The organism is Tenacibaculum sp. SZ-18 (genome assembly GCF_002813915.1).
In the GTDB taxonomy this organism is placed as follows: domain Bacteria; phylum Bacteroidota; class Bacteroidia; order Flavobacteriales; family Flavobacteriaceae; genus Polaribacter.
In genome coordinates, this window is the sequence record NZ_CP019335.1 from 3,270,009 (window position 1) to 3,286,472 (window position 16,464).

The window sequence follows — 16,464 nt, forward strand, 5'->3', positions numbered from 1 at the left end:
TATATCAGAAATATTAAGCAAATTTTTTTTTAATGATTGATTACAAAAGTTTTATAATTGTAGCCACCTTTTTTTCGCTTTGGATTTCGGTGTATTTCAGCATCGAGGTAGAAAGTTTTTTGGCATACATTTTAATTCTTTCTTTTGGTATTATTCATGGAGCAAATGACCTTAGATTAATAGAACGAAAGTATATCAATTTCAATAAATCTGTATTTACCAAGATAATTTCAGCTTATATTTTATTTGTTGGAATTACTGGAGGTCTTTTCTATTTTTTTCCAATTACTGCATTAACCCTATTCGTAGTTTTAAGTAGTTATCATTTTGGAGAAGAGCATTTATCATCAAAAATTAATAAATCGTTAAAAACTTCACCTATACTGTACACTATTCACGGTTTACTAATTTTTTCAATCATTTTTCTCTGTAATCAAAATGCTGTTATTGAAATTATCCAAGAAATAACAAACAAAGTAGTTCCTTCTCATTATTTTACAATATTTTTAATTGGTTCAATCACTTTTTTGTTTTTGTTCTTTTTAGTAAAACTTAAGACGAAAGAAATTAAATTAGTTGAGATATTAGAGGAAACATTCTATTTATTGATACTTTATGTGATTTTTAAAACTGCCTCTTTAATTTGGTCATTTGCAATTTACTTCGTTTTCTGGCACAGTATTCCGTCATTAATAAGACAGGTGAAGTATCTTTACGGAAATCATAAGGCATCCAGTTTTAAAGAATATTTAAAATCTTCATTTTTATACTGGGTAATTTCCATTGTTGGTCTAGTTGTAATTTATTTCCTATTCAACAACAACGAAAATCTATTCACACCAATATTATTCATTCTTTTGGCCTGTATTACTTTTCCTCATGTTTGGATTATCTCTCGACTTGATAAAGATTATTAGTTACCTTTATTCTTAAGTAAATAAGTATTAGTTCTTAATTCAGCATTTTCACGAATATCTTGCCAAAATAAATTAATATCACCCGCATGATAATTTTTTAAGAACGACATGAAAAAGCGAAATGGAAATTTTGGATTTGTACTCCAAACTAACCCATCTGTAATTTCAATAGTAAGTGCTTTTTTGTATATTTTTCCATTTGTATACAAAAAACCTTTATGCTGATTTAGGTTTGTTTTTTTGCTATAGTCCCAAGTAATTGGATTTGTAGTTAAACTTCCCTTGTAACGATTCTTATCTTTTTTAGGATACTTATTTTTCTTATAAGTATTCCATGAAACGAAACCTCCTGTTTCGTTGGCAACATTCATAGCCTGAATAGAATTATAAGTATCAGATTTAATTCTAATTCCTGGAATATAAGCTGCTATCAGTTGCTTTTGAAGTGGTTTTTCATCAAAAAATTCTTCTAATAATCTAGAAGTATGAGTTGTCCCTTGGCTGTGACCAACCATTATGATCGGTCTACCATTATTATATTTTTCCAAATAAACTTTAAAAGCATTTCTTACATCGCTGTAAGCTAATTCCTGAGATTCTTTCCCTCCCTTATTAAATAATGTATAGGAACGTAAATGTGCCTGTCTGTAATATGGAACATAAACTTTCCCACAGGTCGCAAACGCTGAAGCTTGCATTAAAACGGCCTTGTTTAATACCTTTTCATTTTGCTTCTTATCAGCAATTGGAGCATTCCAACGCGTATCTGATTTATCAGTGATTAAAGTTGGATATACATAAAAAACATCTGCTTTTAAAGTATCAATTTTATTGGATGCATACTTCTTAAAGCTATCTGTATATTTTCCGGGTAAAACCGCCCAAGATGCTTCTTTTGTGTAATCTGGTTTTGGCGGAATGTTTTCTCGTAAAAACTCCTGTGTTTTGTAAGTAGATTTACAATTGTAAAACATTACAACTGTACATACAATAAATAATAATTTTGGTGATATTAGTTTATTTATAATCTTCATACGATTTTTCTTCTACCAAATCTGAGCCGGTAAGTGTATTAATATCTTTCTTCACCACCGATCTTTCATCATTAGTAAAATAAACCGCACGAGCTAAATCTACAAATGTTTGTCCGAAAGCTTTATTACGTTCACACTCACGAATATCATCTTCTATCTTCCATAATTTCTTATTGATGGTTAATAAATCGTTGTGTAATTCTTTTAGTTTTGATTCATCAGAAACCTCATCATAAATACTTTTTACAATAGGCGTTAAAACATCGTATTCATGCTGCACATTTACAAGTTTCTTTTCATCTTTTATTTCAACACGTTTTATTTCTAAAATCGTGTATTTGTCAATTATCTCTCCGTTTGATACTTCAATCTTCATGTATTATTCTTAAATCAATTTATGCGAAACGACGTTCAATAATTTCTAATAAACGTATTTCATATCCTTGCTTATCGCTCCAATCGTAATCTGGTTTAACCATTTTACTAATGAAATTCTTTGCTTCTCTTTCTGTTTTAAAAGTATTTAATTGAGAAACTACCCTGTTAAAATTGGCTTGATCTCCTCCAAATAAATGATTTACAAAGGCAATTCGATCATTTAAGTCAATTTTAATTGTATCCTGTAACAAATCATTTATCGTTTTCTTTGGCTCAACCTTTTGAAATAAATCAGCCATTACATCAACTGGCAAGGTGTCTTGTAACTCCTCCTCTAAAGTTGGTTGAACTTCCTTAGTAGCTTTATTTATTTCCGGATCTTCCTTGTCTGGTTCTGGTTCACCGAATAATAAATTTTCTAACTCTTCAAAAGGCTGCTCTACAATTTCTTCAACAATTACAGAAGGCTTTGTTTCCGTTTCTACACCTTCTTCGATTGGTTTTTCAACATCTTCTAACTTTCTAACCACAACCATTTCTGGCTCTTCGAAATTATCTTCTGTTGCTGCTACTTTATCAACATTTTCGAAATTATTTTCAACTAATTCCAAAACATCTTTTTGAACGTCTTCTACTGGAGCTTCTTCTTTTATCTCTTCAACTTTTTCAATTATTACCTTTTCTATATTCTCCTCTTTTACTTCAGCAGCTTTTTCAATTTTCTGAATTAACTCTTCTTTCGTTTCTTCTGCATTAGGAGTTGTATTAATATATTCTTCTACAAACGCTAAAAGAGCTAATTTTTCGTAAACTTCACAGGCCTTCTCCTTTAACGCCACTACATCTTCCTTATTTTTCATTTGTAAGATACTGTGTGCTAAACTAGTTAAATCAGAAGCTAATTTTTTGTGCATAAGTTCTTTGTAGGTTTTAATTTTTACCTTTAAAATTTAATAAATTTGTTGCTTGTTAACAGCGAAGCAAAAATATATAATTGAGCATTAAAATTACAAAATGTTTCTTGAAAACACAGTAAATCATACAGAACAATTTGGGTGGATTGAGGTAATTTGTGGCTCCATGTTTTCTGGTAAAACAGAAGAGCTCATCCGAAGGCTTAAAAGAGCAAAATTTGCTAAACAAAGAGTTGAAATTTTTAAACCAGCTATAGATGTTCGTTACGATGAAGAAGAGGTTGTTTCTCATAATGATAATCGCATCCGTTCGACACCTGTTCCAGCATCTGCAAATATTAGACTATTAGCAAACAACGTAGATGTTGTAGGGATTGATGAAGCGCAATTTTTTGATGACGAGATTGTAGCAGTTTGTAACGACTTAGCCAATAGAGGGATTAGAGTTATTGTTGCAGGTTTAGATATGGATTTTAAAGGAAACCCTTTTGGACCAATGCCTGCATTAATGGCGACTGCAGAATATGTTACTAAAGTACATGCAGTTTGTACAAGAACTGGTAACTTAGCACATTACAGCTTTAGAAAAGCTGAAGGTGAAAATATTGTAATGTTAGGTGAAACTCAGGAATACGAACCTTTGAGCAGAGCGGCTTACTACAAAGCTATTAAAGAACAGCAAACTCGTAATTCAGAAGAGCAAGAATGAATAATCATGTAACTGTTTTAGAAATTGATGCAAATGCAATTTTGCATAATCTTCAATATTTCAAACAAAAATTACAACCGCAAACAAAAATTTTAGCTGTTGTTAAAGCTTTTGGATATGGCAGTGATGCTGTAGAAATTGCAAAAATAGTTAAAGACCATGTAGACTATTTTTCAGTAGCCTACAGCAACGAAGGAATCGCTTTAAGAGAAGCAGGAATTGATACTCCTATTTTAGTATTACATCCTCAAATTCAAAACATAAAAGAAATCGTTAAATACAGATTAGAGCCTAATTTGTATAATTTTAAAATTTTTGAAGCATTTCTTAACTATGCTAAAGATGTTCCCTTGATGAATTATCCTATTCATATTAAATTTAACACTGGTTTAAATAGACTAGGATTTTGGCATACAGACATACCTAATATCGTTGCTCAATTAAAAAAATCAAATAACATTGTAGTTCAATCAATATTCTCTCATTTAGCTGCAAGCGAAGATTTAAACGAGCAGGAATTTACAGTTGAACAGATTAATAATTTCGCATACATAATAAAGCAAATCTATGCTCATTTAGGGTATGAGCCAATGATTCATATTTTAAACACCTCAGGTGTTGTTCATTTTCCACAAGCTCAATTCGATATGGTAAGAGTTGGAATTGGTTTGTACGGGTTTAGCAACACCGCAAAGGAAACTACTGAGTTAAAAAACACTCATAGCTTAAAGTCTATTATTTCACAAATTCATAATGTTCAACCAGGAGAAACAGTAGGATATAATCGAGCCTTCGTAGCAAGTAAACCAACTAGAAGCGCTACTGTACCTGTTGGACATGCTGACGGTATTTCAAGAAGGCTCGGTAATAAAAATGGGTTTGTTATTATTAATAATCAACCTGCTCCAATAATTGGAAATGTTTGTATGGATATGATCATGGTTGATGTTACAAAAATTGACTGTGAAGAAGGTGATGAGGTTATTATATTTAATCACCAACAGCATGTTGAATACATGGCACACAAATGCGAAACCATTCCATATGAAATTTTAACCGCCATTTCTCAACGCGTAAAAAGGTTGGTAAAACGTTAAATTTTTTATAAATTCCCTGCCTAATAATATCAAAAACTAAAAACAAATGGGAATGTTAAAAGAGTTTAAAGACTTTGCCATGAAAGGAAACTTAGTGGACATTGCGGTTGGATTCGTGATGGGTGCTGGTTTTAACAAAGTGGTATCTTCGTTTACGGGAGGAATTGTTTCTCCTCTAATTGGTCTTTTAGGAGGCAAAAACTTCAAAGATTTGAAATTTATTGTAAAAGAAGGTGTTGCAGATGATTTAACAGGTAAAGTAACAGGTGAAGTTGCTGTTTTATATGGTGATTTTATTACAAACGTTATTGACTTTATCATTGTTGCTTTCGTAATGTTTATGATTGTAAAAGGTGTAAATGCAATAAAGAAGAAGGAAGAAGCTGCTCCTGCTGCTCCTGCAGGACCGACTCAAGAAGAGTTATTAACTGAAATTAGAGACTTATTAAAGAAGAATTAATACGTTTTTCCGTTAACCGATAAATATAAAAAGCTCGCAATATTGCGAGCTTTTAGCTTTTTTAAACTCTAGTTTTTAGATATGTTTACCTTTATTCCATCCATGTTTACCTAAGTACTGATCTCCACTTTCAACAGCTCCATCTTCAATACTTGTTCCCATAGAATCGTTCCAACGGTTTAAGTAACCGAACAAAGAAATAACACCTAACATTTCTACAATTTCGCCTTCATTCCAGTGTTCGTAGAGTCTTTCTTTAATAGCTTCATCAACAACATTTGGAACTACAGATGCAGCTAAAGAAAAATCTAATGCAGCTCTTTCGGCTTCAGTAAAAGCAGGATGTGTTTTATATTCCCAAATGTTATCTAATTTTTCTTGTTCGGCTCCATATCTTTCCGCAGCTCTAATTGCATGAGCTTGGCAATATCTACAACCAGTAGCATTACTACTCACCCAAGCAATCATTCTTTTTAAAGCAGAAGTGACACGGCCATGGTTAGCCATTACTGCTTTATTTAGGTTTATAAATGCTTTTGATATATCTGGTCTTCTTTGCATGGTTAATACCGAATTTGGGCAAAAACCAAGTGTTTCATTATAAAAATCTGACAACTTTTTGGTTTCCTCATCATGATTAGGATCCAACGGAGTTACTAGTGGCATAATTTATTTTTTAAGTAGTTTTGTAATTCTATACAAGAAACGAAAAAAAACTCAAATGGCATCAAATATTGTAACCACAGAATGGCAGAAAAACTTATTATTTAAAAGTGATAATCCAAATGGCGCTCAAGTTTTAATGGACACTTCATTCACAAATGGTGGGAATGAAGTTGGCGCATCTCCAAAAGCTTTAATGTTGTCTTCTTTGGCTGGGTGTTCTGGTTTAGATGTTGTTATGATTGCAGAGAAAATGAGGACTTCATTTGATAACTTAAAAATCATAGTGGAAGCCAATTTAACGGAAGAACATCCTAAATATTACGATAAAGTTCACGTAAAGTACCTTTTTGAAGGAACAGAATTGGATGAAGAAAAATTATCCAAAGTTGTAAATTTATCTATCGAAAAATATTGCGGCGTAATGGAAATGTTCCGTCAATTTTCAACAGTTACAACGGAAATAATCTATAACTAAAGGTAGTTTATTTTCTCAATAAACTTACAGGACCTTTTTTACGAATTATTCTCCCATTCTTATCAGTTACTTCAACAGAAAACCAATAGGTATCTGATGGGAGAATATTTCCATTATAAGTTCCATCCCAATTACTCGAAGTATCTGAATTTTCGTATAAGAGTTTTCCAAACCTGTTAAAGATTCTAATTTTAGAGAATGAATATTCACTTACCTTAAAACCTTCTACCTTCCAATCATCTTTTACACCATCACTATTCGGGGTAAAAAAAGATGGATAATTGAATACTGAAAATTCAAATGGTAGTGTACCACAACCGTTTTTATCTCTTACATATAGTGTATAAATACCTGGCTGTAAGTTTTGAAAAAAACCGTTCTCCTTGAAATTAATATTATCAATTGAATACTCATAAGAACCTTCTCCCAAATTTGATCCTACTACAATAATTGAGTTATTATTAGAGTCATCTATAATTTCAATATCTTCTAACTTTAATGTGGCAATTTCAGAACTCTTCACAACTACTGTTTTAACTTCTGACTCGCAACCTTGCTGCGATTTTGCCTGAACAAAATACCTTCCAGATAAAGTAATATTGGCAGTCATTTGATTAGACACTACCATTCCATTTTCATCCTTCCATTCATATGTATAATCCGACCCGTTCGGATTTAAAATTGATAAATCTAACGATCCAACATTCAAACATAAAATCTGATTCTCATTCACCTCAAATTCGGGAATAATATTATTTGTAGTAACTGAAACCATAGTCCTGTTAGCTGACACACAACCATTAGAACTAATCGCTTCAACAAAGTAATCTGTATTCGAAGAAACACTTACTTCAAGATTATTACCTGTATAAATAGGCGTAGTACTTGTTAGTGTTTCATACCATTGAACTATTCCATCAGAAGGAGTGGCTCCTATAGTTAGGGTACCAGCGCTTCCACAAACAAAACCGTTTTGAGTCGCGGTTATTACAGGCAAATTATTTACAGTTGCTGTTACTCGTGTTCTCTTAAATGACGTACAACCTCCAACTGATATGGTAACATAAAAATTTTGTGACGAATTTAATACTGGGGTAGTAAAAGTTGTTCCTGTTCCTAATAAATTTCCACCAACCTCAGCATCAAACCAAAGAATGGTTCCTTCAGAAGAATTCGCTGATAACAAAACAGTTCCTGAACCACAAATTTCATTTTCAGTGGTTGAAATTATTTCTGGTATATAAATTCGAGTTGTTGCCGAAATATTTAAAAGTGGATCATCTGGCCACCCTCCGTATTCAACAATATATCCTTTTGGTTCATAAACTCCTGTATCTCCGTTTAGTTGTAAATCATTCCACGAACCTATAATCCCTACAGAATCATCTGTAATATGTGCATAGTCTTCTCCTTCACCGAAATCATTAGGTTCGCCAGAATTCCAAAATGCAAAATTTGGTGTTGAACCATTAAAATTACCATACCAAAAAATTGTTCCTGATTCTGGACCTGTTACCCATTTCCATTCTCCTTCGGTTTCTTGATCTGTTCCACCAATCCATCCTGCACCATTTGATTGCTCTCCAACAAAATTCGCTTCATCTGCTGAGGTAATTGTCACTAAATATCCTCGTAACCCAAAATAAGTTCTATTTTCTGCTAAGTCTCTTGCCTGAGACCAAGAAACTCCAATATCAGAGACAAACTCGTAATAATGTTGTGTTGAAGGCAAATAATTAGCATCACCCACTGTTAATGAAAATATTTTTTCACCAGAAATTGCTGGGTCTGAACTTTGAAAAACTACATCAGGAACAGCTTGCTCTATATCAGTTAACAAAATAGCACTTCCACCAACTCCCGTAAATATTAATTTCCCTTCACGATCATCCCAACTAGCAATGATATTTGGATGAGATCCTGTTAATATTAGAATATCCGAAGTTGCATTATAATTACCTGAAATCTGAACAGAAAAAGAATCCACAGTTGTATCATCTGAATCAGTAATTGTGAAACTAGTTACAATAGGTAATTGACTTAACGGACAATAACTTTGATCCCCTGAAGCCGTTAAAACAGGTGGCTGATTTTGAGTATAAATCTGAAACTGGAATAAAAAATAAAGAATAACGTGAGATACCAATTTTTTTGATTTCATATAGGAATGGATTACTTTTACCTGTTAAAGCAAAATTACGTTTTTTAAAATTATGCGATGGAAATTTAAATCAACGCCAGATTTGGCAACAACAAAAAAATTAGCTAATGAATTATCTATTAACACAAAACTTGCCTCAATATTAGTTCAAAGAGGTATTACAAATTTTGATGAAGCGAAGCATTTTTTCCGACCATCATTAGAAGAGCTACATGATCCTTTTTTAATGAAGGATATGGACAAAGCAGTAACAAGAATCCAGACTGCGATTGAAAAAAATGAACAAATTTTAATATACGGCGATTATGATGTAGATGGTACCACATCTGTTTCTTTACTATACAATTACTTTATTAAGCATTACAGTAATATAGCGACATACATTCCAGATAGATACAAAGAAGGTTATGGAATTTCTTATCAAGGTATTGATTTTGCTAGCGATAATGATTTTTCCCTAATTATTGCTTTAGATTGTGGTATAAAAGCCATAGACAAAGTAACTTATGCAACCGAAAAAGGAATTGATTTTATAATTTGTGATCATCATAAACCAGGAAATGAAATTCCTAAAGCTATAGCTGTTCTTAATCCCAAAAGACAGGATTGCGAATATCCTTACAAAGAACTTTGTGGATGCGGAGTTGGATTTAAATTAATTCAAGCTCATGCGACAACAAATGGAGTTGAAATAGTTGAAATTATCTCGTTATTAGATTTAGTTGCAACTGCCATAGCTGCAGATATTGTTCCTATGACAGGCGAAAATAGGGTTTTAGCCTATTTCGGCTTAAGAGTGATTAATGACCAACCTCGAATCGGAATTAAAGCGCTTATTAAATCCATAGAGAAAAAGGAATTAACTATTTCAGATGTAGTTTTTATCATTGCTCCAAGAATAAATGCCGCAGGAAGAATAAAACATGCCAATTATGCTGTGGAATTATTAACTTCATCAGATATCGAAGTCGCGACTGAAATCGCTTCATCTATTGAAAAATTTAATGCTCATAGAAAAGAGTTAGACAAAGAAATTACAGAAGCAGCCCTAGTTCAAATTAGAGAAAATAACGACACCGAGAATTTCACTACTGTTGTTTTTGATAAAAATTGGCACAAAGGTGTTATAGGAATTGTAGCATCAAGGTTAACCGAAACTTATTATAGACCAACTGTGGTTTTCACTGAAAGTGAAGGAAAACTTGCCGCATCTGTAAGATCTGTAAAAGGTTTTGATGTTTATGATGCTTTAAACGCTTGCTCCGAGTTAATTGAACAATTTGGCGGACATAAATATGCCGCTGGGCTAACCCTTAAGCCAGAAAACTACAAAAAGTTTAAAGCTAAATTTGAAGAGGTTGTAAAAAGTACAATAGACAAAAACTTACTTACACCAGAAATAACCGTTGATGCAGAACTTGAATTTGCTGAAATTTCTCCAAAGCTTTATCGCATTATTCAACAAATGGCTCCTTTTGGTCCTGAAAATAGAAAACCAGTTTTTAAAAGCTCATCGGTTAGAGATAATGGATATGGAAAACTAGTTGGACAAGATAAATCACACTTAAAACTCACACTTTTCCAAGGAAACCCAAAGTATATAATAGGTGCAATTGGGTTTAGCATGGGTGATAAAATTAATAAAATTGAAAATGACTTTGATGTTTTATACCAGATAGATGAAAATACTTGGAATGGAAAAACTTCATTACAGTTACTTTTAAAAGATTTAAAATAATTTATTTAGAATAAATCTAAATAACTATATTTGTTCCGTAATCAATAAATCAGATTATGAACGAAATTATCAAAATTTATGAAAATAAAATCGGAATCTCATTTAGATGGGTAAACTCCAACTCATTTCTAACACAAGTAATTTTTAGAGATACAGGATTTCATCTGACAGAAGATGAAATTGAATTGTTTATTGAAAAAATTATAGACTCGAAGAAACAAAAGAGATGCCCTGAGTGTCCGATGGGCGAAGATTGTAGATCTATATTATTGCAAACACCGTCTAACAAAGTTAGCCTTGCAGTTTCCTCAATAGAACTTGGACAAATAGAAGATTTATTAAAAGGAACCTTATTTCAATTAAGATTGAACAACTATTTAGTAGACATATGTAAAAACTAAAAATCCCAGCAAATTTCCTGGGATTTTTATTATTTTTTTTCTTTGATCAGATAAATATATACTGGAAAATGATCGCTATATCCACCAGTATATTGTCCGTTTGAAAAACTTCTGAAAGGATATCCTTTATACCTTCCTTTATTTTGAACCATAAAACGTTTATTAAAAATTCCTGATTTAAACATTTTATAGCTAGAAAAGTTTTTCTTACCCTCCTGATTCAATAAAGGTGACGTAAAAAGGATTTGATCAAATAAACTTAAATTGTCTCTGTAAGCAGTTGTATTTAATCCTTTCTCAAACATTTTTTCATAGGGATTATAAATGTCTCCTTTATTAACTTCTGCCTTCTCTGCTTTCGTTTTTAAAACTTCTTTGAAGGATTTGTTCATTGGATCATCGTTAAAATCTCCGATGATCATAACTTTCGCATTCTTATCTTCTTCGCGAATTTTATTTATAATTTGAGAAACTTTAAAAGCTGCTTTTTCTCTTAAAGGACTACTCTTCGCTTCTCCTCCTCTTCTTGATGGCCAATGATTTACGATCACATGCACCAATTCATCATCCAAATATCCTGATACTCTTAAAATATCTCTCGTATAAACCTTTCTATTATTTGAAAATATATTTGGATTTACAGCTTCGTAATGCACTGGTTTAAAATAACGTTGCTGATACAATAATGCAACATCAATACCTCTTTTATCTGGTGAATCGAAATGAATAATTCCGTATCTCATTTTCTTCAGTCTATCAGAATTTACTAAATCTTCAAGTACTTGTTTATTTTCTATTTCTGATACTCCTAAAATAGCAGGTCCAGTTTTTGCTTTCTCTTTACCTAATTGACTAATTACTTCCCCTAACTTGTCAATTTTATCCCAATAAACTTTTGATTTATTCGTTCTTAATTCCATCATTGGACTCGCTTCATCATTTTTTGAAGTATCATTGATAGTATCAAATAAGTTTTCAAGATTATAAAACGCAACAGTTCTAATTTTATATTTCTTTTGTGCGTTAACAAATAAACCACTCATTAACAACACACTTAACAACAGTATTCTTCTCATTATTAAAATTTAACTTGGCAAAAATAATACAATTTCCCAGCCACAATTAAGAGAGTTATCAACAATTTAAAATGTTAATATTAAGTTAACATTGGCATTTTGGTAAAATCCTAATTTTGTGCGCATTTTTTATTAAAAATAATTTTAACAATTTTATGAAACAATTAACTCTATCAGTGTTATTTAGCTTGATTTTTTCTTTAGGATTATCAGCTCAAAACATTGTGAAAGGGGTTGTGAAAGACAGCAACTCCGAAGGATTATTACAAGGTGTTTCAGTAAGTGTTGAAGGAAAGAACATTAAGGTAACAACAGATGTTATCGGTTCTTTTATCATTGAAAACTTACCTGACGGGAGGCACATTATTGTAATAAAAAAGGATGGTTATGAAACTCAAAACTATCCAGTAACACTATCGGGAAATATAGTAGATCTGGGGATTGTATATATGTACGAGGATGAGTTTGCTGAAGATCAAGACTTGAGTACTATTATAATTACTGACGATGAATTAAACGACGACACTACTGCTTCTGATAATATTTCTGGACTTCTTCAAGCTTCTAGAGATGTTTATTTAAGAACTGCTGCTTTCGAATTTAGTTCTTCTTTCTTTAGAGTTCGTGGTTTAGATTCTGACAACGCAAAACTTTTAATAAACGGTATTGAAATGAACAAACTTTCTACAGGTAGACCAGAGTGGGCAAACTGGGGAGGTTTGAATGATGTATTGAGAAATCAAGAATTTACAAATGGCTTAGCTCCTTCGAACTTCACTTTTGGTGGTGTTTTAGGATCAAACAATATTAGTACAAGAGCTTCTGAATATAGACAAGGAGGAAGAGTTTCCTATGCTTCATCTAACAGAAGCTATGTTCACCGAGTTATGGGAACATACGCAACCGGTTTAATGGATGATGGTTGGGCATTTGCTTTCTCAGGAAGTAGAAGAATCGCAGACGAAGGTTTCGCTGACGGATCTTCATATAATGCTTACTCAACGTTCGCGTCTATTGAAAAAGTATTCAATGATAAACACAGTTTAAACTTCACATCAGTATTTGCTGCTAACAGAAGAGGTAAAGCTGCTCCAAATACTCAAGAAGTTATTGATATCAAAGGAATTCAATACAATCCATATTGGGGATACCAAAATGGTAAAATTAGAAACTCAAGAATTAAAGATGTTGAAGAGCCTTTCATTATGTTAAACCACTATTGGAACATTAACGAGAAAACTTCTTTAACTACAAATGTTGCTTACCAATTTGGAGGTATTGGTAACAGTAGAATTGACTTTAATGGAGCACGAGTTGAAGACGGTATTGTTGATGGTGACGGAAACCCATTCATTACAAATTTAGCAACTGCTAACCCAGATCCAACTTATTATCAAAAACTGCCTAGTTACGGAATAAGAGAAGGTTTACCTGGTGTTTACGGAATGTATCAAGAGTTTGTAAATAACGGACAATTAGATTGGAACCAACTATATGCTGCAAATGCTGCTTCTGTTACAGGAGGAAATTCTGCATACGTATTGTATGAAGATAGAAACGAAGACGATAGATATACAATTAATACAATCTTCAATACTGAATTGACAGATAACATTTCATTAAATGCTTCTGTAAATTACACTTCTCAGAAATCGGAAAACTTCGCAGAGATTGTTGACTTATTAGGAGGAACTGGATATTTAGATGTTGATACTTTTGCAGACACTTTTGAAGAAAAACAAAATAACTTATTAAACCCACTTCATTTAGCAGGAGAAGGAGATCGTTTTAAATATGACTTCGATTTACTTTCACAAGTAATAAATGGTTTTGTTCAAACACAGTTCAAGTTTAACAAAGTTGATTTCTTCTTAGCGGGTAGTCTTTCGAGAACTTCTCACCAAAGAGAAGGTAACTTCCAAAATGGAGGATTTGTTAATACTTCATTTGGAAAATCTGAAAAGCAGGAATTCACTAACTGGGGAGCAAAAGGAGGTTTAACTTATAAAATTACTGGTCGTCATATCTTAGATTTTAATGCGGGTTATTTAACTAAAGCTCCAACTTTAAGAAATACTTTTGCCAACTCAAGAGAGAACAATGCTATTGTTAAAGGAATTGAAAGTGAAAAGGTATTAACACTCGATGCTAGCTATATTTTAAGAACTCCTATTATTCAGGCAAGAGCTACTGCTTATTATACAGGTATTAAGGATGCTATCGAAACATCTTTTTTCTTTGCTGACGGTATTGGTGGTGATAATACTGCTTTCGTACAAGAAACTTTACAAGGAATTGAAAAGAGACATATTGGAGCTGAATTAGGTTTAGAAGTTAAAGTTACTCCTACTATTAAATTAAAAGGTGCTGCAAACATCGGACAATATACTTATGACAACAATCCAAATTTATTCATCGCTTCAGAAGACTTTGTTGGTGATCCTGATGCAGATGAATTTGGGGTAAAAGATTTTGGAAAATCCAATCTTAAAAATTATAGAATAGCAAGTGGACCTCAGAAAGCATATTCTTTTGGTTTTGAATATAGAGATCCTGATTACTGGTGGTTTGGAGCAACTGCTAACGTATTTAATGATACATATATTGATATTGCTCCTTTAACAAGAAGTAGTAACTTTGCTGACGATGGTGGAGTACCATTTCCTGACTATGATGAATCAATTGCAAGAGAATTATTAAGACAAGAAAGGTTTAATGACTACATGGTAGTAAACGCAGTAGGAGGGAAATCTTGGAGAGTTGGAAGCGGACAATACATTGGTTTATTTGCTAGTATTGGTAACATTTTCAATAGAGAATACAGAACAGGTGGATTTGAACAAGGAAGAAACGCTAACTATCGTCAATTAAGAGATGATAAAGCACTAGAAACTCCTGTTTTTGGTAATAAATATTGGTACGGTAGAGGAACTACGTACTTCATTAACTTAAATTATAGATTTTAACAAAATATTCTTTTAAATAGAAAAAAATGAAAACTAATAAAATATTAAGCATTTTATCATTTTTTATCTTCGCCATTGCAATCACATCTTGTGTTGAAGATAATTCTTTTGAAACTCCCGATATTAGCTTTGAGGAGCCAGACATTGACACTGAATTTACAGTGGCTAAAATTCATAACGATTTAATTCAAGCGTATAATAGTAATGGTGATTTAACTCTTACATATTTCGCTGATTTAGCAAATCCAACTTATGTTACTGGATATGTAGTTTCTAGCGATGCTGCTGGAAATTTCTTCAGAACTTTAGTAATTCAAGATCAAGCTGAAAATGCAACTGCTGGAATTGAATTACTAGTTAATAACAGTTCTTTAAGCGAATCTTTTGAAATCGGAAGAAAAGTTTACATCAGATTAGATGGTTTAACTGTTTCTTATGATGATGGTGAAAGCACTAGCTTCATCAACCCAACAAATAACATTCCTGGAGTTTTCACTTTAGGGTTATTATCAAATGAAGGTCGTGTTGATGACATTCCTTACACCTCTCCAGAACAAAGAAAAGCTTTAGTAAAATCTACAGAGTTAGCTACAGTTGTTCCAACCGAAATCAAAATTGGAGAAATTGAGCAAAAACATGTGAATACTTTAGTTAACTTACCAGCCGCTCAGTTTGATAAAGAAGATTTAGGTAAAACATTTGCCGGTGAAGTTAATGACGAATTTGATGGGTTTAGAAACATTTTCGAATGTGAAACAGAAGCTACTATCCCATTACAAACAAGTACTTTTTCTAGCTTTAAATCAAATAAATTACCAGAAGGACAAGGTGCTGCTACTGCAGTTTTAGCTAAAGATTTTAGAGCAGAATTTTTCGTTTTAATCGCAAATAATCCTGCTGAATTAGCATTCACTAACAATGAAAGATGTGATCCAATCGTATTAGAATGTACCGGTGTTACTTCAACTGACGTAACTGTATTCGAAGAAGACTTCCAAACAATTACAAACGAAGCTCAATTAGATGGTTTGGGATGGACAAATGTTAACGTATCTGGAGGTAGCGAAAGATATGAAGACAGTTCTTTCTCTGGAAACAGATATATGAAAATCTCTGCTTTTGGAACAGGTGAGAATCCATTAGAAGCTTGGTTAGTAACTCCAGCTATTAACCTAGACGGAACTACAGAAGAAGTATTAACATTTGATATCTCAGCAAACTTTGAGTCTGGAAAAGTATTAACAGCTTTCATTACTGAAAACTATACTGGAGACCCAACCACAACTGATTGGATTCAAATTGATGCAAACGTACCAACAGGTGACGGAGGTTTCGGAGATTTCGTTTCTTCTTCTATCAACATTTCTTGTTTAAGTGGTGATGTACACGTAGCATTTAAGTATTTAGGCTCTGCTGATAACATGGAAACTAGATATCACATTGACAATGTAAAAGTGACTGGAAAATAATTC

15 protein-coding genes are annotated in these 16,464 nt (G+C 32.5%); 9 read left to right on the forward strand and 6 right to left on the reverse strand.

Going from position 1 to position 16,464, the window contains the following annotated elements; translation table 11 throughout:
- Positions 1-32 precede the first annotated feature (32 nt).
- Positions 33-917 carry a Brp/Blh family beta-carotene 15,15'-dioxygenase gene (locus tag BTO06_RS14815; RefSeq protein ID WP_100926049.1) on the forward strand — a complete coding sequence of 295 codons (885 nt, stop codon included), beginning with the start codon at positions 33-35 and terminating at the stop codon, positions 915-917.
- Here BTO06_RS14815 and BTO06_RS14820 read toward each other — a convergent pair.
- Genes BTO06_RS14820 through BTO06_RS14830 form a run of 3 tightly spaced genes read right to left on the reverse strand, consistent with a single transcriptional unit; the run spans position 914 to position 3,243 of the window.
- Positions 914-1,951 (reverse strand): DUF3089 domain-containing protein, encoded by a 1,038-nt coding sequence (locus BTO06_RS14820; protein ID WP_100926050.1) that lies wholly within the window; start codon positions 1,949-1,951, stop codon positions 914-916. The two genes, BTO06_RS14815 and BTO06_RS14820, sit on opposite strands and share 4 nt — an antisense overlap.
- Entirely contained in the window at positions 1,935-2,327 is a 393-nt protein-coding gene (locus BTO06_RS14825; RefSeq protein ID WP_100926051.1) for a DUF6165 family protein, read from the reverse strand. Before BTO06_RS14825 ends, BTO06_RS14820 begins: the two co-directional genes overlap by 17 nt.
- Positions 2,328-2,346: 19 nt before the next feature.
- On the reverse strand, positions 2,347-3,243 hold the full coding sequence (locus BTO06_RS14830) for a hypothetical protein (protein WP_100926052.1): 897 nt from the start codon (positions 3,241-3,243) through the stop codon (positions 2,347-2,349).
- A gap of 100 nt (positions 3,244-3,343) precedes the next feature.
- Here BTO06_RS14830 and BTO06_RS14835 point away from each other — a divergent pair, with 100 nt between their 5' ends.
- From BTO06_RS14835 to mscL, 3 genes are read left to right on the forward strand one after another with little or no spacing between them, the layout of a single operon-like run.
- A complete protein-coding gene (locus BTO06_RS14835; protein WP_100926053.1) occupies positions 3,344-3,952 on the forward strand; it encodes a thymidine kinase in 609 nt (202 codons plus the stop codon).
- The gene (gene alr, locus BTO06_RS14840; RefSeq protein WP_100926054.1) at positions 3,949-5,049 is read left to right on the forward strand and encodes an alanine racemase; all 1,101 of its coding nucleotides are present in this window, start codon (positions 3,949-3,951) and stop codon (positions 5,047-5,049) included. The genes BTO06_RS14835 and alr overlap by 4 nt, the downstream gene beginning before the upstream one ends.
- A gap of 46 nt (positions 5,050-5,095) precedes the next feature.
- Entirely contained in the window at positions 5,096-5,509 is a 414-nt protein-coding gene (gene mscL, locus BTO06_RS14845; RefSeq protein ID WP_335755674.1) for a large-conductance mechanosensitive channel protein MscL, read from the forward strand.
- Between the two features lie 75 nt (positions 5,510-5,584).
- Here the strand turns inward: mscL and BTO06_RS14850 are convergent, their stop codons facing one another.
- Positions 5,585-6,175 carry a carboxymuconolactone decarboxylase family protein gene (locus BTO06_RS14850; protein WP_100926055.1) on the reverse strand — a complete coding sequence of 197 codons (591 nt, stop codon included), beginning with the start codon at positions 6,173-6,175 and terminating at the stop codon, positions 5,585-5,587.
- Between the two features lie 55 nt (positions 6,176-6,230).
- Here BTO06_RS14850 and BTO06_RS14855 point away from each other — a divergent pair, with 55 nt between their 5' ends.
- Entirely contained in the window at positions 6,231-6,650 is a 420-nt protein-coding gene (locus BTO06_RS14855) for an OsmC family protein (protein ID WP_100926056.1), read from the forward strand.
- Between the two features lie 7 nt (positions 6,651-6,657).
- On the opposite strand, the gene BTO06_RS14860 is transcribed toward BTO06_RS14855, so the two are convergent.
- On the reverse strand, positions 6,658-8,811 hold the full coding sequence (locus BTO06_RS14860; RefSeq protein ID WP_100926057.1) for an Ig-like domain-containing protein: 2,154 nt from the start codon (positions 8,809-8,811) through the stop codon (positions 6,658-6,660).
- Positions 8,812-8,863: 52 nt separating this feature from the next.
- Here BTO06_RS14860 and recJ point away from each other — a divergent pair, with 52 nt between their 5' ends.
- Both recJ and BTO06_RS14870 read left to right on the forward strand, forming a co-directional pair.
- Positions 8,864-10,549, forward strand: a complete 1,686-nt coding sequence (recJ, locus tag BTO06_RS14865) for a single-stranded-DNA-specific exonuclease RecJ (protein WP_100926058.1) — start codon at positions 8,864-8,866, stop codon at positions 10,547-10,549.
- A 56-nt stretch (positions 10,550-10,605) separates the two neighbouring features.
- A complete protein-coding gene (locus BTO06_RS14870; RefSeq protein ID WP_100926059.1) occupies positions 10,606-10,950 on the forward strand; it encodes a hypothetical protein in 345 nt (114 codons plus the stop codon).
- A gap of 29 nt (positions 10,951-10,979) precedes the next feature.
- On the opposite strand, the gene BTO06_RS14875 is transcribed toward BTO06_RS14870, so the two are convergent.
- Positions 10,980-12,026 carry an endonuclease/exonuclease/phosphatase family protein gene (locus tag BTO06_RS14875; RefSeq protein ID WP_100926060.1) on the reverse strand — a complete coding sequence of 349 codons (1,047 nt, stop codon included), beginning with the start codon at positions 12,024-12,026 and terminating at the stop codon, positions 10,980-10,982.
- 155 nt (positions 12,027-12,181) lie between these two features.
- On the opposite strand from BTO06_RS14875, the gene BTO06_RS14880 reads away from it, so the two are divergent.
- Positions 12,182-14,992 carry a TonB-dependent receptor gene (locus tag BTO06_RS14880; protein ID WP_100926061.1) on the forward strand — a complete coding sequence of 937 codons (2,811 nt, stop codon included), beginning with the start codon at positions 12,182-12,184 and terminating at the stop codon, positions 14,990-14,992.
- Positions 14,993-15,018: 26 nt separating this feature from the next.
- The gene (locus tag BTO06_RS14885) at positions 15,019-16,461 is read left to right on the forward strand and encodes a DUF5689 domain-containing protein (RefSeq protein WP_100926062.1); all 1,443 of its coding nucleotides are present in this window, start codon (positions 15,019-15,021) and stop codon (positions 16,459-16,461) included.
- Positions 16,462-16,464 lie beyond the last annotated feature (3 nt).

Bases quoted from the DNA above. Each gene is read 5' to 3' on its own strand.
- BTO06_RS14815 (WP_100926049.1), top strand. From the start codon at position 33: ATGATTGATTACAAAAGTTTTATAATTGTAGCCACCTTTTTTTCGCTT.
- BTO06_RS14820 (WP_100926050.1), bottom strand. From the start codon at position 1,951: ATGAAGATTATAAATAAACTAATATCACCAAAATTATTATTTATTGTA.
- BTO06_RS14825 (WP_100926051.1), bottom strand. From the start codon at position 2,327: ATGAAGATTGAAGTATCAAACGGAGAGATAATTGACAAATACACGATT.
- BTO06_RS14830 (WP_100926052.1), bottom strand. From the start codon at position 3,243: ATGCACAAAAAATTAGCTTCTGATTTAACTAGTTTAGCACACAGTATC.
- BTO06_RS14835 (WP_100926053.1), top strand. From the start codon at position 3,344: ATGTTTCTTGAAAACACAGTAAATCATACAGAACAATTTGGGTGGATT.
- alr (WP_100926054.1), top strand. From the start codon at position 3,949: ATGAATAATCATGTAACTGTTTTAGAAATTGATGCAAATGCAATTTTG.
- mscL (WP_335755674.1), top strand. From the start codon at position 5,096: ATGGGAATGTTAAAAGAGTTTAAAGACTTTGCCATGAAAGGAAACTTA.
- BTO06_RS14850 (WP_100926055.1), bottom strand. From the start codon at position 6,175: ATGCCACTAGTAACTCCGTTGGATCCTAATCATGATGAGGAAACCAAA.
- BTO06_RS14855 (WP_100926056.1), top strand. From the start codon at position 6,231: ATGGCATCAAATATTGTAACCACAGAATGGCAGAAAAACTTATTATTT.
- BTO06_RS14860 (WP_100926057.1), bottom strand. From the start codon at position 8,811: ATGAAATCAAAAAAATTGGTATCTCACGTTATTCTTTATTTTTTATTC.
- recJ (WP_100926058.1), top strand. From the start codon at position 8,864: ATGCGATGGAAATTTAAATCAACGCCAGATTTGGCAACAACAAAAAAA.
- BTO06_RS14870 (WP_100926059.1), top strand. From the start codon at position 10,606: ATGAACGAAATTATCAAAATTTATGAAAATAAAATCGGAATCTCATTT.
- BTO06_RS14875 (WP_100926060.1), bottom strand. From the start codon at position 12,026: ATGAGAAGAATACTGTTGTTAAGTGTGTTGTTAATGAGTGGTTTATTT.
- BTO06_RS14880 (WP_100926061.1), top strand. From the start codon at position 12,182: ATGAAACAATTAACTCTATCAGTGTTATTTAGCTTGATTTTTTCTTTA.
- BTO06_RS14885 (WP_100926062.1), top strand. From the start codon at position 15,019: ATGAAAACTAATAAAATATTAAGCATTTTATCATTTTTTATCTTCGCC.